At 48.5% G+C, this 23,159-nt stretch carries 20 protein-coding genes and 1 tRNA gene; 12 read left to right on the top strand and 9 right to left on the bottom strand.

The annotated features are described in order from the left end of the window. Positions 1-3 precede the first annotated feature (3 nt). The 8 genes from cobT (at position 4) to uvrA (ending at position 12,591) form a co-directional block, all read left to right on the top strand. Entirely contained in the window at positions 4-1,077 is a 1,074-nt protein-coding gene (cobT, locus tag FJ023_08965) for a nicotinate-nucleotide--dimethylbenzimidazole phosphoribosyltransferase (GenBank protein MBM4447452.1), read from the top strand. 11 nt (positions 1,078-1,088) lie between these two features. Then, the gene (gene cobS / locus FJ023_08970) at positions 1,089-1,820 is read left to right on the top strand and encodes an adenosylcobinamide-GDP ribazoletransferase (protein ID MBM4447453.1); all 732 of its coding nucleotides are present in this window, start codon (positions 1,089-1,091) and stop codon (positions 1,818-1,820) included. Continuing rightward, positions 1,811-2,488, top strand: a complete 678-nt coding sequence (locus tag FJ023_08975; GenBank protein ID MBM4447454.1) for a diphthine--ammonia ligase — start codon at positions 1,811-1,813, stop codon at positions 2,486-2,488. The genes cobS and FJ023_08975 overlap by 10 nt, the downstream gene beginning before the upstream one ends. Before the next feature lie 7 nt (positions 2,489-2,495). Beyond that, entirely contained in the window at positions 2,496-3,020 is a 525-nt protein-coding gene (gene cobU, locus FJ023_08980; GenBank protein ID MBM4447455.1) for a bifunctional adenosylcobinamide kinase/adenosylcobinamide-phosphate guanylyltransferase, read from the top strand. A gap of 262 nt (positions 3,021-3,282) precedes the next feature. Then, positions 3,283-4,101, top strand: a complete 819-nt coding sequence (locus tag FJ023_08985) for an alpha/beta fold hydrolase (protein ID MBM4447456.1) — start codon at positions 3,283-3,285, stop codon at positions 4,099-4,101. 374 nt (positions 4,102-4,475) lie between these two features. Continuing rightward, positions 4,476-6,641, top strand: a complete 2,166-nt coding sequence (locus tag FJ023_08990; protein MBM4447457.1) for a hypothetical protein — start codon at positions 4,476-4,478, stop codon at positions 6,639-6,641. Beyond that, entirely contained in the window at positions 6,638-9,505 is a 2,868-nt protein-coding gene (locus tag FJ023_08995; GenBank protein MBM4447458.1) for a hypothetical protein, read from the top strand. Before FJ023_08990 ends, FJ023_08995 begins: the two co-directional genes overlap by 4 nt. A 224-nt stretch (positions 9,506-9,729) precedes the next feature. Next, complete coding sequence (gene uvrA / locus FJ023_09000) at positions 9,730-12,591, top strand: excinuclease ABC subunit UvrA (GenBank protein MBM4447459.1); 2,862 nt, start codon at positions 9,730-9,732, stop codon at positions 12,589-12,591. Positions 12,592-12,665: 74 nt separating this feature from the next. Here the strand turns inward: uvrA and FJ023_09005 are convergent, their stop codons facing one another. The 5 genes from FJ023_09005 to FJ023_09025 all read right to left on the bottom strand — a co-directional run bounded on the left by FJ023_09005 (position 12,666) and on the right by FJ023_09025 (position 15,891). Then, positions 12,666-13,766 (bottom strand): AI-2E family transporter, encoded by a 1,101-nt coding sequence (locus FJ023_09005; protein ID MBM4447460.1) that lies wholly within the window; start codon positions 13,764-13,766, stop codon positions 12,666-12,668. A gap of 181 nt (positions 13,767-13,947) precedes the next feature. Next, entirely contained in the window at positions 13,948-14,169 is a 222-nt protein-coding gene (locus FJ023_09010; GenBank protein ID MBM4447461.1) for a YtxH domain-containing protein, read from the bottom strand. Positions 14,170-14,179: 10 nt separating this feature from the next. Continuing rightward, the gene (locus tag FJ023_09015) at positions 14,180-14,452 is read right to left on the bottom strand and encodes a hypothetical protein (protein MBM4447462.1); all 273 of its coding nucleotides are present in this window, start codon (positions 14,450-14,452) and stop codon (positions 14,180-14,182) included. Between the two features lie 64 nt (positions 14,453-14,516). Continuing rightward, positions 14,517-15,275: a PrsW family intramembrane metalloprotease gene (locus FJ023_09020; protein ID MBM4447463.1), complete on the bottom strand. Its 759-nt coding sequence runs from the start codon at positions 15,273-15,275 to the stop codon at positions 14,517-14,519. A gap of 124 nt (positions 15,276-15,399) precedes the next feature. Next, on the bottom strand, positions 15,400-15,891 hold the full coding sequence (locus tag FJ023_09025) for a zinc ribbon domain-containing protein (GenBank protein ID MBM4447464.1): 492 nt from the start codon (positions 15,889-15,891) through the stop codon (positions 15,400-15,402). A 207-nt stretch (positions 15,892-16,098) separates the two neighbouring features. Here FJ023_09025 and FJ023_09030 point away from each other — a divergent pair, with 207 nt between their 5' ends. Continuing rightward, a complete protein-coding gene (locus tag FJ023_09030; protein ID MBM4447465.1) occupies positions 16,099-16,938 on the top strand; it encodes a DegV family protein in 840 nt (279 codons plus the stop codon). A 44-nt stretch (positions 16,939-16,982) separates the two neighbouring features. Here the strand turns inward: FJ023_09030 and FJ023_09035 are convergent, their stop codons facing one another. Together FJ023_09035 and FJ023_09040 are read right to left on the bottom strand one after the other, a co-directional pair. After that, the gene (locus FJ023_09035; protein MBM4447466.1) at positions 16,983-17,816 is read right to left on the bottom strand and encodes a PAC2 family protein; all 834 of its coding nucleotides are present in this window, start codon (positions 17,814-17,816) and stop codon (positions 16,983-16,985) included. Positions 17,817-17,818: 2 nt separating this feature from the next. After that, a complete protein-coding gene (locus FJ023_09040) occupies positions 17,819-18,889 on the bottom strand; it encodes a hypothetical protein (protein ID MBM4447467.1) in 1,071 nt (356 codons plus the stop codon). Positions 18,890-18,934: 45 nt separating this feature from the next. On the opposite strand from FJ023_09040, the gene FJ023_09045 reads away from it, so the two are divergent. Further along, on the top strand, positions 18,935-19,345 hold the full coding sequence (locus FJ023_09045) for a DNA-binding protein (GenBank protein MBM4447468.1): 411 nt from the start codon (positions 18,935-18,937) through the stop codon (positions 19,343-19,345). Between the two features lie 60 nt (positions 19,346-19,405). Here the strand turns inward: FJ023_09045 and FJ023_09050 are convergent, their stop codons facing one another. After that, positions 19,406-20,956 (bottom strand): methylmalonyl-CoA decarboxylase, encoded by a 1,551-nt coding sequence (locus FJ023_09050; GenBank protein MBM4447469.1) that lies wholly within the window; start codon positions 20,954-20,956, stop codon positions 19,406-19,408. 21 nt (positions 20,957-20,977) lie between these two features. Next, entirely contained in the window at positions 20,978-21,199 is a 222-nt protein-coding gene (locus FJ023_09055) for a biotin/lipoyl-binding protein (GenBank protein ID MBM4447470.1), read from the bottom strand. Positions 21,200-21,355: 156 nt separating this feature from the next. On the opposite strand from FJ023_09055, the gene FJ023_09060 reads away from it, so the two are divergent. Together FJ023_09060 and FJ023_09065 are read left to right on the top strand one after the other, a co-directional pair. Next, positions 21,356-22,795, top strand: a complete 1,440-nt coding sequence (locus tag FJ023_09060; protein MBM4447471.1) for a hypothetical protein — start codon at positions 21,356-21,358, stop codon at positions 22,793-22,795. A gap of 288 nt (positions 22,796-23,083) precedes the next feature. Next, positions 23,084-23,157, top strand: a tRNA-Ile gene (locus FJ023_09065). Positions 23,158-23,159 lie beyond the last annotated feature (2 nt).

Consider the following 23,159-nt stretch of genomic DNA (forward strand, 5'->3'; position numbering starts at 1 on the left):
ACTATGGCCACTTCCCTAGACACAATACTTAAAGAAATAAAACCGCTGGATAGCTCAGCAATGGCCGCTGCCCAAAGCCGTCAGAACAGCCTGACCAAGCCGCACGGCAGCTTAGGCAGGCTGGAAGAGCTGTCAATCCAGCTTGCCGGAATCAAAGGTGAAGCCACACCTAAACTGGAACATAAATCTATAATCATCATGGCTGCTGACCACGGTGTCGTTGCTGAAACAGTCAGCCTCTACCCCCAAGCAGTAACCCGCCAGATGGTGCTGAACTTCCTCAAAGGCGGTGCCGCCATAAATGTCCTCGCCGGTCAGATAGGCGCCCGGGTTATAGTAGTAGATATGGGTGTAATAGGCGGCTTCCAACCACTACCCGGGTTATTATGTAAAATGATTGATTTCGGCACCAAGAACATCACACAAGGACCGGCGATGACCCGCCAGCAAGCCATAGCTACCATAGAGGCCGGCATCCAGGTGTTTGAGGCTGAGATGGGAAAAAGACTTGATATCATTGGCACCGGAGATATGGGCATCGGCAATACTACCGCCAGTAGTGCCATCTTCGCTGCCATCAGCGGCAGACCACCCAAGAAAATCACCGGTCGTGGCACCGGCATTGGAGATAGGCAGCTCGCCCATAAAATCAAGGTGATAGAGAGAGCCTTATCCGTTAACAAACCGAACCCTAAAGACCCGATAGACGTACTAGCCAAGGTTGGTGGCTTCGAGATCGGCGGCCTGGTTGGAGTGATACTGGCTGGGGCTGCCTACAGAATACCGGTGGTCATTGACGGCCTCATCTCCGGAGCTGCAGCCCTCATCGCCACCGGCCTGTCACCACAAGCCAAAGACTACCTCATCGCCGCTCATGTCTCGGCAGAGACAGGACATGAGCTTTTGCTCCAATTCCTTGGCCTGAAACCGCTGCTTGATTTAAACATGCGGCTGGGTGAAGGCACCGGCGCTGTTTTGGGCATTTCCCTCGCTGAAGCTGCCGCCAGGACCTTGAGCCAGATGGCTACCTTCGCCCAAGCCGGCGTCTCCGAAGCCAAACCGCTAGAGTCGCAGTAAGGAGCTAAACTTTGGGTTTCTGGGCAGCACTCCAATTTCTAACCATATTTCCCACTCCTCTCCGCCACGAGGTCACAGCTAAGACCTCCGGCCAGTCCCTCCCTTATTTTCCGCTGGTCGGCTTAATTCTCGGAACTATCCTACTTGGTCTTAATTATGGACTAACTTTTATTCTGCCACCTTCTGTGGTAAATGCCCTGCTCATCATAGCCCTGGTCATCCTGACCGGAGCCCATCACCTCGACGGCTTCATCGACACCTGCGACGGCATCATCGCCGGCAAATCTAAAAAAGAAAGGCTAGCTATAATGTCGGACAGCAAAGTCGGCGCCTTCGGCATCGTCGGCGCCATTCTCCTGCTGCTGCTCAAATATGCCTCCTTGTCCTCCTCACCGATATTGCCAGCCTTGTTGCTTATGCCCACCTTAAGCCGCTGGGCAATGGTCTCCATCATCTTCACCTTTCCCTACGCCAAACGCTCTGGCATGGGACTTGCCTTCAAACGGGGTGCCACATGGCAGAAGCTGACCATAGCCACAGTACTAGCTTTGATTGTCGCCGTAGCCTTGCTGAAACTGTGGGGGCTGGTGCTGATGGCAGCCCTGTGGCTTATTGCCTTCGGCATAGCCAGCTGCTTCCGCTCACGCCTGGGCGGACTCACCGGCGATACTTATGGAGCCATCAACGAGCTGGCTGAGGTTCTGGTGCTCCTGCTACTCATCCTGATTGGGAGATTGCAGTGACCGAATATGCGGCTTCATGGAGCGGTGGCAAGGACAGTTGCTTCGCCTATTGGAAAGCAATTTCCCAGGGCTTGAAGGTCAGCCACCTGCTCAACTTCATAAATACAGATTCAACCAGGGCTATGTCTCACGGCTTAGACCACAAGCTGATAGCTTTACAGGCACAGGCTATGGGATTGCCCATACTCCAGCAAAAAGTCACCTGGGAAACCTACGAAACCGGATTCAAAGACGCCTTAGAGAAGCTGAAGCTCAAAGGCATCGCCGGCCTGATTACCGGCGATATTCACCTCCAGGAACACAAAGACTGGATAGACAGGGTCTGTGGTGAATCAGGCATTAAGGCGGTATTGCCATTGTGGGAGATGGACAGCACCTGGCTTCTAACTGACTTCATCGAGGCTGGCTTTAAAGCCATTGTCGTCAGCGTCAAAGCTCAGTTCTTCGGCAAAGAGTGGCTAGGCAGGCAGGTGGACAGCAAACTGGCCTCCGAACTTAAAGCACTAGCGGCGGAATCAAAAATCGACGTCTGCGGTGAAACCGGGGAATTTCACACCTTTGTTTATGACGGGCCAACGTTCAAGAAGCCCATAAAAATAGTCAAGTCAGTCCCTATAGACAGAGATGACCACTGGACTTTAGACATACTGGAGTACAGTCTTGGCTAAGCAAACTATCCTCCTACTCGGCGGCGCCCGTAGCGGCAAAAGCCATTACGCCCAGCAACTGGCTATGGAACTCGGCGGCAAAGTCCTCTTTGTCGCCACCGGTGAGGCACTCGATGAAGAGATGCAAACCCGTATTGAAGAGCATAAAAAAGACCGCCCCAAAAGCTGGCGGACACTGGAGATACCAACCGGCATTGGTAAAGAGATAGAGAAGCAAATCGGCGATGCCGAGGTGGTGATTATAGACTGCCTCACCCTGCTCGTATCCAACCTGCTCCGCGACGAGCCTGACTACCTTGAAGCAGAAAAAAGGGTGCTATCTGAAATAAACCAGCTTATCACCACCATTGACAAGCTAGATGCCAGCTTCGTCATCGTCTCCAACGAGGTTGGCATGGGCCTGGTACCCGAGACTAAGCTCGGCCGTATCTACCGCGACCTGCTGGGCAAAGCCAACCAGCTATTCGCCAGCCATGCCACCGAAGTCTATCTCATGGTAGCCTGCCTGCCAGTCCAGGTAAAAGGACAATAACTATCCCCAATAGGTCAGTATTTTCATACCATCAGCTTGTGGATTACTGTAGGGATAGAGAGTAAGCCTTACTAGCGTTTCGACTTTTAGCAGTTTGTACTATAATTCTCCTGAAATAAGACCCTGTAAGTGCTCTCGCGTATACTAACAAGTCCACTCACTGGACGCCGATTACTCCGTATTTTATCAGGCAGCTTCTCTCTGAATCCTGTACAATAAGACATAGCGTGTGTTGTGCGACTCTAGAGCGAGGAGGGTCAGCATGCCTACAGTAAATGTTGGCGACATCAATATTTATTACGAGGTTCATGGTGACGGAGAAGCACTTGTCCTGATCATGGGATTAGGGGGTAGTTCAGCGTGGTGGTTCCGACAGATTCCAGCGTTCTCAAGGCAATATCGAGTAGTTGCCTTTGACAATAGAGGAACTGGACGCAGCGATGCACCTGATATACCCTACACAATGGAGATGATGGCGGGAGATCTTGCCGGCATACTGAAAACCATTGGCGTTAAGGCTGCCCACGTTTTCGGGCTTTCCATGGGTGGGATGATAGCTCAGCATTTTGCTCTGCGCTATCCGGAAAGAGTGACCAGTCTTATTTTGGGGGCCACTACATTCGGGGGGACCCACAGGGTAATGCCGGATGTGGAGGCAATAAGAGTTCTCTTCGACATGGAGCACATGCAAAGGCTGACTCCAGAAGAAAGGCAAAGGGAAACGCTTCCCTTCGTCATGAGCCAGGAGTTCATCGATAAGAATCCAGACCTCATTCAACAGCTCATGACAAAAATGACGGAGCATATTACCCCGCCGCATGGCTATATGAGACAGGTGGAAACGGTAATAAGTCATGATACCTACGAGCGTCTACCAGAGATTACGGTGCCTACTCTCGTAATCGCTGGAGATGCTGACAGGCTGGTTCCAGTCGAAAACTCTCGGCTTATTGCGTCAAGGATACCCAAGGCTGAACTGGTGATACTGAAGAACATGGGTCATGGTTTCAACATCGAGGCGGCTGATGAAGTAAACAAGGCAGTACTACGCTTCCTGAAGCGTCACAGCCGTCCTCGCTAGGTCATGTTGTGCAACTACGATTGGGTGGTATACACAACGGCCTATGCCTACTATGCTTCGATCTGTTTACCCAAAGCAGGTCACTAATCTTTGCCCGTGCGCTGGCAATCTCATCTTCGAGAGCATCTGGTGACATGGATTCTTGCTTTAGCCTTCTCTCAATTTGGCCGCTTCAAAAAGATATTTTTACATACTGCAATATAACTGTGCATGCTATATGTAGGAACAATTTTGAAGAAAAGGGTGTAGTCATATCCGGCATTAATTAAAGTAACAATCCATTGTTTTATTCAACTAACTGTTTTCCTGCCTCAGCCACCACACATCAAAATGTCGACAAATAGCAGTTTGACTACTATAATAGACGTAACCAGATGAAGTTCATCCGTTTGCATAAGCGCCCCCTACTGAGATGTGGCATTAGCCGTGTGCTTTGCCTGACAATGACTTGCCTGCTCACCATCTCAAGCGCTTTACTCCTCTTTGCCAGTCCTGTCCAGGCAGCGCTGTTTATCACCACCTCACCACTTCTGCCACAAGGCCAGGTGGGCAGCCCATACTATGCAGTACTAACAGCAACTGGCGATAACCCACCTTTTACCTGGAGCATCACCAGCGGCGCCCCACCACCAGGTTTAAGTCTTGCAGCATCAGGGATTATATCAGGTACGCCAACCATGGCCGGCAATTTCAACTTCACAGCCACGGTTACCGACAGCGTGGCTGTTACTGCAAGCCAACCATTTATTATCAACGTGACTCAACCTCCGTTAAAGTTCTTTACAACTACTTTAGCACTAGCCGAAGAGGGCAAGGCCTACAGTAGCACAATAGCAGTCAGCGGTGGTACAACACCATATACCTGGTCTATCGCCAGCGGTACATTGCCAACAGGGCTAACTTTAAATGTATCCAACGGCTACATCTCAGGTGTTCCAGCCAAAGGCAGCACTGGCAGCTATAGCTTCATGGTCAGCGTCAGCGATAGCTCATCACCAACAATCACTGGTCAGCAGAGCTTCAGCATCACAGTGGAAAAGGGCGGCTATGAAGCTACCATAACCATCGGCGATGGGCTAAAAGTCGGAGAGACAAAGGTATACGTGTCGGGAAGCCCATTGGCTACGCTGCGAGGCGGCGAGTCCACGAAACTCAGCCTCGATATCGGCGCAACCCGGTCGGTAAGCGTAGACCCAGTTATCCAGCATCCGACTGAGTCCAGCGTCAGGTTCAAAGCCGAGGTAGATAGAATTACAGTGAGTGAAGCTTCACCTGATGCCACCTTCCCCTATCACACGGAGTATTCTATCGAGCTCAAAACCGAGCCTTCAAAGGTCGGCCAACTATCAGGCTCTGGCTGGTATAAGGAGGGCTATATGCTTAGAGTCAGCGCTCCGAACGAGGTCAATGACCCAAATGACCCGGGCACACAATATCGCTTTGCCTACTGGAAACTGCCCTCCGGTGAAACCATCTCCGGCAGAGACCTGAACCTGACAGTCAACTCTCCGGGGAACTGCCTCGCCTATTACGACACCTATTATAGGCTAAGCCTAACATCGCCTTATGGCGAAGCGGAAGGTAGTAACTGGTACAAGGCTGGCAGCATAGCCGAATGGAGCATGACGAATACGCAAGTCCGCATGCCCGGTATTCTCGGTGTCTTCGGCGGCAAGCTAAATGCTGTGAATTCCAGCGGTTCTACGCCTATAGATGGCCCCAAGGCAATAACCATAGATTGGGAGCCCGACTATACAATGCCATTCATTCTGATACCTGCGGCAATTGTCTTGCTCATTTTGGGCGGCTATGGCCTATATCTCCTGTTACGCAGTTTGCAACCAAAGCCAGCACCATTTCCTCCGCCGTACCCATACATGCCTCCACCACCTCCTCAGCCTGTGCCACCACCTCAAACCACAGTGGTAATGATAGGTGGAGATAAGCCAAAACTGGGCCAGGGAACAACTAGAGAGCAACTGATGGAAAAGTTCGGTGAACTTCTCGAGAAATACGAGGACGAGATCAAAACCTCAATAGGTGCCAAAGAACTACCTGGAGTTAAAACGGTTGAGGAGGAGAGAAGGCTGGCAGCACCTGAAGAAACTCCGCCAACTGTAGCAGAAACAGACGCCACACCAGAAAAAGAAGACACAACATGCAGCTTCACTTCGAAGAAGCCCCTGAGAGTGGTTGCCAGTAATTGGAGGCAAGTGGAGACCAGGACTGTAGCCCCGCCATCCACCAAGGGGAAGGCAACTGAAGGTGAGACTGGCCTTGCCATAGTCTGGACACTAGATATATACCAAGAATGGGAAATCCTCAACTGCTGGCTGCAACAAGGGCACAAAGAACCCCACGAAGGCAGCGTAGAGGTAGTCTACAGCCAGATTAATACCATCACAGAAGAGAAAATCTATGCGCCAGGTGAGAACCTCGAGCCACCTACACCTCACTATACAGATGGCATGCCCCGAGTAGAGGTGACTGCCGGCGAGGTTGTTCCCTCCGACAAGCTGCCCCCCGAAACAATGCCATGAGAGGCTACGACATTGCCAGCAAGCATCTAAGACTTGGACTTGGACTTGGGCTTGCGCTGGCTTTGATTATGACCGTCTGTTTCATAGCTCCCACTAGGACACCTTCAGCCCACGCTGGGACAATGCAATGGACCACCGTCGACACACCAAACAACACGGGTAACGTCATTATCAGCCCATCAGAAATAGACGCCATCGCCATCGGCAGTGATAGCAGAACTTTTTACGCTATCGATATACCCAACAGCAAAGTCTATAAGTCATCGAACGGAGGTATTACCTGGGATGACCTGACCGGCTATCTGACAATTGCTGGTGCTGTTCTGCCCGCCTGGAATATAGCTATCGCGCCAGATAACCCGAACTTTGTAACCATGGTGACCAGCGACGGTGGTTTACCCAGAAAGGTATTTATCTCAACCGATGGTGGTGATAATTGGCAAGACATAAATTGCCCGGTGACGAGCAACATCGGTGCCATTGCTATCTCTCCCAATTATGGTGGCTATGATATAGCTATTGGCACACGAACTGGAGCTGGCAACGGCGATGTCTATATTTTCAATGCAGCTGGCCCCGGCAACTGGGCTTCCCAGGGCTTCACCGGCGACATACTAGTACTCAAGTTCTCACCCAACTATCGAGCCGATTCTAGTCTGGTTACAATTTCAGCCCATCCCACTGGTACCTATATCAACATTGGAATTCACGACAGAGTGGCCAACATCACCAGCTGGGGTAACTGGGGCCCGATAGAGATAACGGCTGCAGGTGCTGGCACCTCTCCAACAATAGCTCAAGTTATAACCGCCGACATTGAGCTACCCGCCGACTTCTCAGGGCAAGCACCAAGTCTGCGCCGTATGTATGTCAGCATAGATGCGCCGACGGCGAATACAGGCATTTACCGCTTCGATGACACTGTCGGCCATCTGCTGATGCCTACTCCTGCTCCTTTAAGGATTTCCAGCATCGCTTACTACGGAACCTATAGCTCAGGCAAACTACTGGCTGGCGAAGTTAGCGGCAATGCCAACACATCTGCAGTAATAACATGGTTTACTGATGCTGCTACGACTTGCCAAGGAACCTGCTGGTACCAAAGTCAAAAAGCTCCAACTGGTGGCGGCAACTCAGGTCTTGCCAACTCTCAGGTGATATGGAGTTCTGATGGCAACCGCGCATATTGCGCTACCAGTTCCGCCTTGCTCAATAGCCCGGCAAGCTGGCCTGGGGGTTATTTGGCAGGCGTTGCCCTAGATGAATCAGCCTTGTCTCTAAGCTTGGATAACGCCGAAACGTGGAATCAGCTCAGCCTGATAGATACTGAGATAAGCTTTCTCTCCGATGTGGCAGTAACACCAGCCTCAGATACCATCTACTTGGCATCTATCAATAACCACGTCGGGATCAACAACTTTGACAGCATCTGGCGGACAACAGGCCCTCCAACAGGAAAGGTATGGGAACGAGTCCTGTGTCTCCTATCAACAACCAACGACTTAATCCTGCGCACAAGCAATGTCGGCAATGACCCGACTATATATCTAGCCTCCCGGTTAACAGATGATTTAAGGCAATCGCCGGATAGTGGCCAGAACTGGAATAACACCTTGCCGGGGGTTAATGTGACCGATTTTGCCGTTACCAGAATTAATGGTGTACCTCGCATATACATCCTGGATAACAATTACATTCGCCAAGGGGCCAGCAATGGACTAGCATGGCAATGGGCACCAAAAACAGACACAACTTTAAATACAGGACACAGCATCATCGCTACACCAACGGGCGTTGTCGTAGTCGGTGATAAAGCTGAGGGCATGATCGCCTATTCGCTGGATGGCGGCACTTCTTTTGAGCAAACTCCAGCTATCCCAGAGCCGGGTAAGATGCATGTAATTGCCGACTATAGGTTCCAGAATGACGTAATCATCTACGCTGCCAGTGATAGTGACGGAAGCGACATTTATGACTGGGTCATAGACTCAGACCTCGGCTGGACAGCTATGGGAGCACCCGGTCGCAGCTTCTATGGCCTAGCTCAGCTTGAGACACTCTATGGTGCCTGGTCAAGCGGTGGCATCACCGCTGCTGACCGCACTCTGGAACCAGAGAGGCTTGGCCCTCCCTACATTGAATGGGATGACTTAGCTGTGGGATTAGCCCCGGGTGTTGTTTTCACCAGAGAGCCTGTCGCATTAAAAATCTCAGCGGGCATCAACCTGTGGGCAATCGACAATAGACCTCACACTGCCACTACAGGCCATCTTTGGAATTTCTACGATTGCTTTTCGCCAAGCCCTCAATATACACCACCACCTCCACCAAGCCGGGAGGTACTATTCCAGGCTCCGATACCGGCTTCACCGGTGATAGATGAGGTAATACCCATATACTTGAATACTGGAGATATTGGCGCCATCGTATTCAAATGGAAACACCCGACGGCGGCCATAGAATACGAACTCTGGCTGGCTAAAGATGAAGCCTTCAGTCAGTTAATATTGCAACAAGCGATAAAACCCGAGAGCCGACAGACACCTAGCTGGACATTGCCCAAGACAGTCGGTTTAGAAAAAGGTAAGGAATACTACTGGAAGATAAGGGTCAGCCAAGCAGAGACAGGTGAAAAAGATGATGGCCAGTGGTCTAAGGTCATGTCATTCAGCATAGCATCACCACCACCAGAGGAAACTTCTCAACCTGGCCCTACCCCGACAACTCCACCAAATGGTACCGTAAAAGAAACTGAACCTCTACCGTGGACAGCAAATCTCCCTCTGTGGGCATGGATTACGATTGCCTTCTTACTCGTTGTCATACCTGTTGCCGCCCTCCTCGTCAGCAGAACAAAGAGGTAGTGCCAGTCTTCAGCCCCACCTCAACACAACCCAATTGGGAAATCCCAAATACTAAACCCTAAATTCTAAACAATACCAAAATTCAAATTCTCCAAGTTCAAAAACAGTTTTGGTCATTAGTATCTGGGAGTTTTGAATTTGTTTAGGGCTTAGAAATTCGGATTTATGATTTCGACGGATGTAGTGCTAAAATAAATAGTAAATTTACACCGCAAGGATATGCTATGCCTTTAGAGAACATAATTGTAAAAGGGGCACGGGAACACAATCTCAAGAACATAGATGTAACTATACCTCGAGACAAGCTGGTAGTCATCACCGGCGTTTCCGGCTCAGGCAAAAGTTCTTTAGCTTTCGATACTATTTACGCCGAAGGACAGCGTCGCTATGTAGAATCACTGTCGGCTTATGCTCGACAGTTCTTAGGACGGATGGAAAAGCCCGACGTTGATTACATCGAGGGCCTGAGCCCGGCTATCTCAATTGACCAAAAAGGGCCATCTCACAATCCCCGCTCCACTGTGGGGACGGTAACCGAGATTTATGACTATCTGAGACTCCTTTTCGCCCGTGTCGGTCATCCGCACTGCCCCAAATGTGGACGTGAAATCTCTCGGCAGACAGTACAACAAATTGTGGACGCAGTACAAGAAATACCAACTGGCAGCCGGCTCATGATTTTGGCGCCATTAATTAGAGACCGAAAGGGCGAGCATCAGTCGATATTCGATGACTTACGTAAGGCAGGATTTGTCCGGGTTCGCGTCGACGGATATCTCCGTGACCTGTCCGAAGAATTCGGCTTAGACAAGAACAAGAAGCATACTGTTGAAGCTGTAGTTGACCGGCTTCAGATAGGCGAGGCTGAAAATAGCCGCATCGCCGACTCCGTAGAAACAGCGCTGAAACTTGGAGCCGGGGTTGTTCTCATATCAATCATAGATGGAGCAGAATTGTTGTTCTCTGAGCACTTCGCCTGTGTCCACTGCGGCATTAGTCTTGGTGAAATCGCCCCACGGACATTCAGCTTTAATAGTCCCCACGGAGCCTGCCCAGCCTGTAGCGGACTCGGTGTAAAGCTAGAGGTCGACCCGGACTTACTTATACCCAATAAAGACTTCAGTTTGGCACAAGGTGCTATCCGCGCCTGGGGATGGTTTGCCTGGCATGCCAGCGAGCTACATGATTTAGCGCGTCGCTACGGCTTCTCGCTTCAAACCCCGGTAAGCAAGCTCAGTAAGGAGCATCTCGACCTCGTCCTCTACGGTGAAGATGGGGAACTGGTCAAATATCGAAATCGCTACGGACGAGTAAGAGAATACTTTACCAACTATGAAGGGGCAATCCCCTACTTAGAGCGGATTTATCGGGACACCGAATCCAATAATACCCGCGCTGAAATTGAACGATACATGGCCTCTTATCCCTGCCCAGCTTGTAATGGAAAGCGGCTTAAGCCTGAATCTCTAGCCATTGCAATAGATGGCATGAATATAATAAAGGTGACCGAACTATCAGCTTCAGAAACACTGCGCTGGATGCGTTTTCTTAACGGCGACCATAGCAAGCCCAGACTAACGCCCCACGAACTAAAGATAGCCCACCAGATCCTAAAGGAGATAAGCACCCGCTTGGGCTTTCTTATAGACATTGGACTAGGCTATTTGACCTTAGGCCGTCCCTCAGCGACCTTGAGTGGTGGCGAGGCCCAGAGAATCCGCCTGGCTACTCAAATCGGCAGTGGCCTAATGGGGGTTCTCTACATTTGCGATGAGCCTACAATTGGTCTGCATCCAGCTGATATACATCGCCTAATAGAAACAATGAAGCGGTTGCGTGACCTTGGTAATACAATTCTTATTGTAGAGCACGATGAAGCCATGATGCGAGCGGCAGACTATATTATTGACATGGGACCTGGAGCTGGAGAACATGGTGGACAGATTGTAGCCACTGGAACACTGACAGACGTCATGAGCTGTCCAGAATCAATAACCGGGCAATACCTCAGTAGAGCAAAGCAAATTCCTCTGCCGCAAAAGCGCCGTCCTGGCACAGGCAAGGAATTAGTAATCAAGGGTGCCCGCGAAAACAACCTGAAAAATATTGATATCCCCCTACCCTTGGGCGAGTTTGTTTGCATCAGTGGGGTATCGGGCAGCGGCAAGAGCACGCTTGTCAACGAGGTGTTATACAAGAAGCTGGCTCAAATATTCTACAAAGCAAAGGATAGACCTGGTAAATGTGATGGTATCATCGGCGTTGAACATATTGACAAGGTTATCAACATTGACCAATCGCCTATCGGTCGCACTCCACGCAGTAATCCAGCTACTTATACCGGGACCTTTACCCCTATTCGTGAACTATTTGCTACCGTTCCCGAGGCCCGTATGCGTGGCTATAAGCCTGGGCGATTTTCTTTCAATGTCCGCGGCGGCCGTTGCGAAGCCTGTCAAGGCGAAGGCTACATCCAGATAGAAATGCAGTTTCTCCCCGATGTTACCGTACCCTGCGAAGTGTGTAAAGGCAAACGTTATAACCGAGAGGCGCTGGAAATTCATTTTAAAGGCAAAAACATAGCCGCCATTCTGGATATGAGCGTGGACGAAGCTTCAACCTTTTTTGAACACTTCCCTAAAGTTAGGAACAAGCTGGAGACACTGCGTGATGTTGGCTTAGGTTATATACGCCTAGGACAGCCAGCACCTACCCTTTCCGGCGGTGAAGCCCAGCGGGTCAAACTTGCCACCGAACTATCTCGCCGCTCTACAGGTAAAACCCTTTACATTCTCGACGAACCTACTACAGGTCTGTCTTTTGCCGATATAGCCTGCCTGCTTCAAGTACTTCAGCGACTGGCAGATGCTGGCAATACGGTGGTAATCATTGAACACCACGTGGACGTGATGAAAAACGCCGATTATATTATAGACCTCGGTCCCGGCGCTGGTGATGAAGGTGGTTACATTATAGCCACAGGCACCCCTGAAGAAGTAGCACAAATAGGTACTTCATTCACCGGTCAGTATCTCCGCAATGTGATAAAAAAGCAACAGAAAGAGTACTCTTTAGCCAAGCAATAACTTCGGTAAGCTTGCGTCTCGCTCGCGTTTGAGACTACTGTGCCGTGGAGTGAGCATCAAATGAAGGGTGGCACTTACTGCTCAGCGGGCTGTTGTATCTCATCCGCCTTTATGCTATCACGTACATACTTGTAAATTTCTATTACAGTGGCCGTCAAAGGGATAATCAGTATTATTCCCCACAGGCCGGCAATGTAAGCTCCCAGGGGAAGTAAAACCAGAATCATGGCCGGGTGTATCCGCAAATAACCTCCATGAATCCTGGGGACAAGCAGAATATTTTCCAGTAGCTGGACAGCCAGGTAGACAACAGCTACCCAGATTGCCTTCTCTGGTGCTATAGCCAGAACAACAATTACACCAACAGCACCACCAATCCACGGGCCTAATATGGGAACAAACTCCATTAGCCCCTGAAACGCTGCAAGCGCTGGGGCAAGTGTTATCCCTAAAGCAGCTAAACCGATGAAGCTCAAAACAGCCACGACTGCAGAAAGCATTAGCTGGGCGCGAATCCATCGCCCCAGCACCTTGTCTATAACCGCGACAACACCCCTTACATGTACGGCCATCTGTGGTGAAAAAGCAGAATAGAAGCTACTGCTTAGTTTTTCCCAATCTTTCAAGATATAGAAAAGGAACACAGGTAAGGCAACAAAACCGAGGATAAAACCAAAGGTGCCAGATACGTATGAAACACCCTTCAAGAAAGCATCTCGCAAAGCATTACCCAATGACGTACCCCCACTCTGAAGAGTGCCTTGTATCTGCTGTTGCGTTTCAGGTGGAAGCCATTGTTGAAGGCTATGAAGCCAATCCTGTAAAGTTTTTAAACCTTGAGAAAAATACTGAGGTGCATTTTTCAATAAAATTGAAAAGGAACCAACCACGCCTGTAATGATGTAGAAAGCGAATAAGCCGACAACTACCAGGACTATTATAAAGATAAGTGCTATCAAAGATGCTCGCCTGGCTGCAAACCACCTGCCTTGACCAGGCAACTTCTTCTCAAGCCAAGAAACAATGGGGTACAAAAGATAAGCCAGTATCAGACCGCAGATGAAAGGAAGTAAGATACTCCAAAACACCCAGAGAATCCAGAAAGCTGCTATTATGCCCAGTACGAAAAGTATCAAGCGCCATTGTCTTTTAAAGATACTACGGGATGGTTCCAATTCTAAGTTCCCCTATCTATGTGCAGTATCGGCAAACCAAGAATCATGATTACACAATATGAAATCAGAATAAACTGCTCTCAGTAGACCATCAAATTGGAAAATAACGCAAGTCTCTTCTAACCAAAAACTAAGTGCGAACTACATAGCAAGGGCCCATGTTTGTCTACACCGTCTATTTTTATACTCTTGCCTGTGCCTTCTTAACCGCCTCGCCAGCAGTCTCCTTAACTCTTCTGGCGGCTTCCGTTGCCCTTTCTCGAACCACCCCAGCCTTCTCCTTCAATAATTGCCTCGTCTCCCCCCCTGATCGAGGGGCAAAGAGAACCCCAATAGCCAGACCAAGAACTGCACCCACGATAAACCCGATAGCAAATCCACCACCTCTATCACTGTCAGCCATCTCTACCTCCTTACTGTTCCTTCTTAAAAAACCTACTAATTATATCAATGCCTTGAGATATACCCCGGACAAGAGCCACCAACTGAACTACAGGCTTGACTATGTCATCCTTCACCGCTGAGGAAATCTCATGTATATTTGTTGAAGTAGCCTGTATTGAATTCAGTATAGCCCTCACCCTAGTATACAGAAAATATGATAACACACCGATGAGGATGACCACCACTGTCATCACCAGCCCCGCAATACAAATAACTAGATCTCTAAACCATGCTATATCCATAACCAACACCTCCGTTCCTATTTACACCTAGGTTCACCATATCAATCTTTACTGCACCCCCCACTCAACCCCTCACCTTTCTCCACCGAAGCCAGAGGGCCACTCCTGCAATCAGCAATGCCCAAGTAGCATTAAAGACCATTGCTTGATCAAGTGAGAAGACTTTCTCCTCAAACAAAAACACACCAGTATACGAGAGGGCATGAAGAAAAGAAACCAAGAGATAAAACTGCCACCCAAAACCCTTTGCCAAGCCCCAACCTGCCAATGCACAAGCTGCAGCATGAAAACCTAATATATCGAATCTTATCAAAATGGGGAAAAGCTCTACGATGCCACTAGACTCTACATACGACCAACTCCAACCAGAAGCAAATACACCACTTAATATCCACCCTGCCTCGATAATCCCAAAACCAACTCCGGCTACAGCACCGAGAACCAGCGCTAGCTTGGGGTCGATGTTTCTGCCTTTACGCCACCAGTAGACCACCACTGGCAAAAGTTTTGCACCTTCCTGAACCAGCCCACTGAGTAGCGTTTGAAATATTGCAGCAGGCAAAAGCCAGTGCCAGAATGTTGCTTCATCCCAGAAGTGATATAGTATTTGCCCGCTCAAATATTCCAGACCAATATCAATTAGGCCAGCAACCCCCATCATAACAACACCAGCAATCATAACTGCCCAGAGCCACGGTCTAGTAATCAACGGAGGCCTGTAACAAGCAAGCCAAATTGCCCCGAAGACCACTGCCAGACAAATCCCTAAGATACTGGGATTTGAGAACAAATGGACACAGAAATCAAGCACTCTTTGCATCATGAATCCTCCTACTATGGTTACATTATCCAGGTGCACATTTCGTTAAGGTCAGATTCTGTAGTTTTTGGCGACTGCTGATGTAGCCACATACCCCTATCAAGTCTAAGTGACAAACACATAACAGCTATAGCCACCCTTGCGTCTCATCTTCCTGGCAAACGACTGCTCTTACATCTAGCAAGGGCTCCAATTCTGGAGATTGTATTGGCTTGAAACCTATTTCTTCACCTGAAGAAGGTGCCAATGGAATGATAGGCGACGGTTTCTTAATGAAATTATCGTAGACAAAGTAGGCTCCCAACACTAAAAATGCAAGGATCACCAAGCCAAGACACCCCGTAAGCCATGGGTCTGACTTCTTCTTGGATTTAGCCTCTTCCTCTCCGCCTTCCCCCCGCCCTTGATACATTGTTGGTTGTTTTGGGAAAGGTTTTACCTTCTGCGGCGTTGGCCAATAGAGACTTTCACGACACCCAGGGCAATTTATAAATGTAGAATCAACAATAGCACCACAGAAGGGGCAATTGTATTGGAACTTCTGCCCACATCTTTGGCAGAATTCTTGACCTATGACATTTTGTGCACCGCACGTAGGACAGAAAAAAATTTGATCCATCAATTACCGCCTTCTACCTTAGTTAAACCAATGCTTTGGATCTTCAGACTTTATACAGAAACGCCAATCCTCATTTTAACCCGCCAAAGTCTATACTTCAAGCCATCTGACTCAATGGCAGCTAATCACTTTACACAACCACAACCATACAGTATACTCTAAGCCTAATCTCGCACGAGCTATAGTTCTTAGAAAGGTATTTAAGTTATGACGATCAAAGTTGTTACTGACAGTTGTTCTGATATCACACAAGAGGAAGCCAAAAAATTAGGCATTACAGTTGTGCCAGCATATCTCCGTTTTGGTGACGAGGTCTATCGTGACGGAGTCGACATTGACTGCGACCAATTCTATCACAAACTGGTAACCAGCTCGATTCACCCATCTACTGCAGCAGCATCACCGGGAGATTTCGCCAAAGTCTATGAGGAGATAGCCAAAGAAACCGACGAGATTGTCTCCATACATGTTACCGGCAAGCACAGCGCCATGTATGATTCTGCTCTAGTGGGCAAGGAAATTGCTGAAGGGAAAGGTTATAAGGTTGAAGTTATCGACTCTCGTGGCATAACAATGTGGCAAGGTCTCGTCGCCATAGCCGCAGCTCATACTGCCAAGGCCGGAAGCAGCTTAAAACAGGTGGTAAACAAAGCACACGAGACCATTAATCAACTGCGTGCCCTAGCACTTCTAGATACTCTGAGATATGCAGTCAAAGGTGGGCGCCTTGGAAATACCATTTTTGCGATCGAATCAAAGCTTAAAGTGAAGCCACTGATCACTCTGCATCATGGCGAAGTACGTCCAGCCGGATTGGCACGAACCCGAGTGAAAGGGATAGATAAATTACGTGAGTTCATAGCAGCATCAGACATAGATGACTTGGCCATCGTCCATAGCACTACACTTGACGATGCCCGAACACTTGCCGATTATGCACGGTCACTCTTTCCCAATTTGGTACCACGCATAACAAGGCTCGGGCCTGCACTAGGGGTACACGGCGGACCTGGAGCTCTGGTCGCAATCGTTAAGAAAGCCAAATAAAACTTATACACTCAGGGTATAAAAACCATCTCAATGGCTCAGTTTCAATGTCTTCTCCTCAGCAATGCCTCTATTTCCTTAACCAGTTTTTCGCTTTCGTCCACAGTCAGGCCAAGGTTACTTTCAAGCTTGCTGATGTAGCCATCGATCTCAGGAAACTGCCTCCTTACCTGAGCTATTTCCCTGTTCTGCCTTGTCACCTCCTCATCCATATCTGTAAAATCAATATCTAGCTCTAGATGCCTGTTAAAAAATTCCATGACTTTCTTACAGGCCCACGGGTCTTGAACTGCCAACAGATAGAAAGGCACTGGCATCCAAAGGCTTGTCCCAGCAATATTTCTCCTCTTGGCAGCCCAAAGAAGAAAGGAGCTAAAGGTTGGTCTTTGGCCATCTTGAGTTTCATAATCCATATCGCTTATAAGGTCATGATGGCTCAACATCATCTTCATCTCAGCCGAATTGGCTACAGACAATAACATTCGGGGTGTGGTATGAGCACTCGGAGAGACCATGCCACCAACAGTATATATTTCTTTCACCTTACAATATTTCTCAACTATGTCCAAGACCAAGCCCAGAAATTCATACCACCCATATCTGGGTATGTCGCTCTTGAAAATCACCAGGCTCTTTGCCTGGCACCAGTAGAATTTGCTTTCCGGGAATTGGGCTATATCGCCTTCTACAGAAACTCCGCCAAGCGAGAAGAAGCCCTCAGGATCGATTTCAGCGAACTCCCGGCTCTCCAGTTTTGTGTTTAGATAGTCAACAACTCTTGGCCCGACCCTCCCAGCATCCTGATTCCAGGCTACCACCAAGGCCGAGTTCTCCAACTTAGGTTTAGTAAATAGTCTAAATGGCTGTCCTTCGTTCAAAACTAATCTCTCCCAGGTTCTTTTTTAAACAGCCTGTCGATTTCTTGGAGTATTCTCTTCTTATCCTCCTCCGTTATCGGTTCTGGCTCGCTAGGCTTGGCATAAGTAACATATTTTAATTTATCAAGTTGCTCTTTTATCTCCGAAGGCAGTTTTTCATACACACTCTCAATCTCATCCTCGCTTTGTTGAACGAGAGCGTTAATTTCATCCATCGGAACTTCAATTCCCAAGACAGCGCTCAACACTTCGAGCACTGCCTTCGACCCCTTGGGGTAAGGGATAGGAAAACCATGAATGTAAATCGGTATCTCGCCCATCACACAGATAGCCTCTAGTCCTCTCTTCTTAGCAACGCCTAGTAGTAGACCATTTAATCCAGTGATACTGCCTTGCCCATCCCTGCCTTCTATGTCTGACATTAACACTGTATTCTCATAGCTTTTTACCTCAGCAATTAAGTCTTCCTTATTAGGCACCACCCAGACTCTCGACATGGCAGTGTGATGAATGGGTGCAACAGCCGCTCCCGAGGTATAGACTCGCTGACATCCAAATTTCAGTGCTACATCTAGAACGAGATTAGCCATTCTGTAAGCATTTGTTCCCTCAGCATAAACTCTCGTTCCATCACTAGGCTGTTCTTCTCCAATAAAAAACAGCAAATCCTTTGTCTCAGTCCTCTTAAAATAGAATTTGTTATTAGGGAACTCCAAATCTTTCAATTCACCATCTCTTATTAGAACCCTTCTCGGATAAAAGAAGTCCCATGATTCTATCTCGCCGAGTTCTTCTGCCGCCATCATCCTTCTTAAAATATCGACTGCTATGACGCCAATGTTTCCAATTCCTGGCCAACAGGCTATCAAAACTGGGTTATTCAGCTTTGGTTCTTTGTAGAGTCTGAATCCCATCATCGCCTCTCTTTTCCTACTTCGGACATTACACTCGATAAGTATAGCACACAGCCTAAATAACTTTAACCCAATGAGCTGACTGACCAAAACGCAATCGCAATTGTACAGCCACAGCATGTCAGCAAAAGACAGAATCTGAAGGAAGACCGGGCTCAAGCTATGATAAACTAATAAGGTGAAAGACTATTAAGAGGAGGCAACCTGTTGTTCAAAAGAGTACATGTATTCAGGGTCAAACCAGGGCAAGAATTACTTAATGAGATAGCACATTACTGTCAAGAGTATAGAGTTTCTTCAGGTGTAGTCATCGGCATCATCGGCTCGGTAGAGAATGCCCAACTCAATTTCCTAAAAGCGCTCCCTGGGAAATATGACAGCTTGGATTATCGCGGCCCGCTGGAAATTGTCTGTGCTCAGGGCTCAATAGCCCTGAAGGATGACATACCCATTATCCACATACACATCCAGCTTTCAGGACAGGATATCTGCTCCGGTGGTCATCTTGCCAAGGCGATTGTGTTTTCTACAGCCGAGGTAACCATAGGTGAACTTGATTACCAGCTTCGCAGGAATACCGATAGCTACACCGGCCTTAATGAGATGCTGGGTTAAATCGAGGCCTTGTATGCCACACAAAGCGATTTGACTACTAGAATCTATCAGCAGGCCTGCCTACAACACAGTAGGCCAGTTTTGCAAGTATTTCTTGCTTATAAAACCCCGACCGTTACTGCGTAGGATGTCGAGTGCTTTGATAATAAACTCTCTCGTGTCCCGTGGGTCTATGACATCATCAATGAGATGCTTAGCTGCAGCTTTCCAAGGGGCACTTTGATACTCCCACTGTTTGACCAGCTTTCCCCTTTCTGCTTGTGGATCCTTGGCTGCCTGTAGCACATTATGGTACACCACATTCACACCAGTCTGAGGCATCATGAAGCTAATATCAGCAGTAGGCCAGGCAACAAGAAAATCAGCACCACAATTAGTACCAGCCATGTTGGAATAGGCCATACCATAGCTTTTGCGGACTACTACGGATATTTTGGGCACAGTGGAGAGAGCCAACGCCTCCATCCATACCATAATCTTGCCCGGCATCTTTCGCCTCTCAGCTTCTTTACCCACAAAGAAGCCAGGGGTATCGTGGAGGAAAATAAGGGGTATATTGAATGAATCACATAACACAATGAAGCTGGCAGCCTTCTCACAAGCACCCGCTCCCCCCGCCCCAGCAAAGAACAAAGGCTGATTAGCTATAATCCCCACAGTCCTTCCATTCATCCGTGCCAGGCAGGTAATTAAGCTCGGATCATAATAAGATTTTATAGGAAAATACTTACCATCGTCGACTATCGACTTAACGATTTTGTGCATATCGTAAGACCTGTTGGGATCATCAGGCAAAATATCCATCACCTCGTTCAGCTTCCTATTTGGTGGGTCATTAGTAGTGACATATGGTGGTTCCTCCTCACAATGTGACGGCATATAGCTCAGAAACTCTCTCACAATGCAGAGACAATGCTCATCATCAGCAGCGAAGGCATCCACCTGCCCAGTGACTTCAGCATGCAACTCCCAGCCGCCAAGCTCTTCGGGAGTGACTTTTTCCCCAATTGCAATTTCGAGTACTCTAGGCCCAGAAACTGCCATACAGGTGCCCTTGACCATGACCACAAAATCCGCCTTGGCTGCCATCCACGATGGACCACCAAAACAATCACCCATAATAGTAGCTACAAATGGCACCTTTCTAGGGTACCTAAGCCCCTCAATGGGAAAAGTCATAGAACTGAGCCCATCTGAACCCATAATATCAGGTATGCGAGCCCCACCACCATCACCCAGATTAATAACAGGATAACCTTTTTCAACAGCTATCCTTGTTACCCGTTGTTCCTTTCTGAAAGTTCCCACCCTACCCTCGGCACCCGCCAGCACCGTACGGTCAGCAGCACAGACAACCACCGTTCTGCCATCTATTTTCCCAAAACCAGCAATATTACCATCGGCAGGCGTTTCATCCTCCATGCCCGGAATGTCCGATTGATTTAGAATGCCTGTCTCCAAGAAAGTTTCCGGGTCAAGCAATTTATCTATCCTCTCCCGAGCGGTCAAATGACCACGTTTATGTTGCCTGTCTATTTTAACTTTTCCCCCCATCCGGAGCGCCTTCTGCCTGCGCCTACGAAGTTCTTCCAGTGCCGATTTCATGTCCATTTCCCTACCTCATAGAATGTCTTAAGTCTCCATTATCAGCAACGTGTCCCCACGCTTTACTGACTGACCTGCAAAAACATTTATTTCGCTGATCTTGCCACTTACCGGAGCCACTATAGGATTCTCCATCTTCATAGCTTCCAGTATGCAAAGCGTGTCACCTTCATTGACTTTGTCACCCACAGCAACATCGATGTTTTTTATTATCCCAGGCATTGGACTGACAACAATCTCTCTTGCCATTATTATCCTCCTTCGAGATATAATCGCCCTGCATGATAAACTCATGCTAATCGAAAAGTCAACAAAACAGGTGGAGCAACAAAGTAACAAATCGAGTATAATTATACGCCGCGTCAGATTCATGCAAAACTATTAAAAATAGAGAGATACCCAATAGTGAGCAGTGCAGTAGAGCAATTAGACCACATATTCAAGCCCACATCGATCGCCATATTAGGTGCCTCCGATAGGGCCGGCAAATGGGGACACATAATGGTGGAAAGACCATTGACAACAGGATTTAGCGGAGCTATATATCCCGTGAACCCAAATAAAGATGAAATCCTTGGTCTCAATTCTTATCGAAGTGTCTTGGACATTCCAGACCAGGTTGACCTAGCAGTGATAGTAGCCCCCGCTCCCACCACACCCAAGCTGCTACAAGATTGTGTTGCCAAAAGAGTAAAGGGCGCAATTATCATATCTGGGGGGTTTGCCGAAGCTGGCGATGAGGGTAAAGCGCTTGAAGATAAAGTTGCGAGAATAGCCAAGGAGGGGAAAATAAGGTTTGTAGGGCCCAATTGCATGGGAATATGGAGTGCCGCCGGGCAGCTCAACCTATGTTTTCATCAGTCACCTAAACCAGGAGGCATCGCCTTCGTCTCCCAGAGTGGAACCTTTGGTGGCTACCTATCCGAAATAGCCAATGCCAAAGGCTATGGGTTGAGCAAATTCATAAGCATCGGCAATCAGGCAGATATCACCGCTTCTGAGTACCTGGAATATCTGGCCGAAGACAATGAGACAAAAGCTATCGTCTTCTATATGGAGGGTTTCAAAGATGGCAGGAGGTTCTTCCAACTCGCCAGAGAAGTGATAAAGAGGAAACCCATAATCATTTATAAAGGCGGTAGCAGCAGTGCTGGTGCCAGAGCCACATTATCTCATACTGCCTCGCTCGCTGGTTCTGAAGACGTATTTGAAGGGATGTGCCACCAGATAGGTCTCATAAGGGCTAACGAAGCTATACACTCTTTCGAAATGGCTGAGGCACTTGTAGAACAACCTTTACCTAAGGGACGAAGAGTAGCAATCATGGGAAGTGGTGGCCAGGGCGTTGTGGCAACCGATGCCTGCGTCTCCCTAGGGCTTGAAGTTCCTGAGTTCGATGAAGAGACCACGCGGAGCCTAAAGGAACTGCTACCACCTCATGCCCCCCCGGCTAAGAATCCAGTTGACTTCGCCGGCAGCTACCGCACTGCCCTTAGTGAAAAATTGGTGATAGAAAAGCTCCTCAGCCTCAATTATATTGATGGTGTGATAACTAATGTCCCTATAAATCCCATGATTTGGGGTCTCAAGCCCACATCAGCGGATACTGACAAAGCCTTAGCTAATGCTATCGAGGCTGCATTTCAAGCCGCTAAGCTATTTGCTGCCCTCCCCAAGAAGTATAATAAACCACTAATTACTCTGCGCTTCCGCCGCACTGACGACCCCACCATCAATATCTTAAAGGAAGCCGGAATACCAGTCTATGATACTCCTGAGCAATGTGCCCGTGCCATGTATGCCTTGGTCAAATACTCGGAAGCCCGAAGAGCTGCAGAACAATGATACCCAACTCAAAAGCTCCGCCATAACCTGAGCTCGTTCGGATAGATAGGTGACAATTTTATAGTGTGAAAACGGATAATGCCCCCAGTGTCATTGCGAGCGAAGCGTGGCAATCTCTGCAGGGCAATTACATCTGCCTCGGCGGAGATCGCCACGGGGCTACGCCCCTCGCGATGACAAAATAGATTGCCTCTCGAAATGACAGAAACAGGTGGTGTTACTAATGTCTTGGACACCGCACAACACAACCTTGACACTCGCTCGAGGCAAAAGTTATACTTCTTGCTGGGGCCATTAGCTCAGTTGGTTAGAGCACGGTCCTGATAAGACCGGGGTCTGTGGTTCGAGTCCACAATGGCCCACC

It is taken from the genome of Chloroflexota bacterium, from assembly GCA_016875875.1.
Classification (GTDB): Bacteria; Chloroflexota; Dehalococcoidia; order GIF9; family UBA5629; genus 9FT-COMBO-48-23.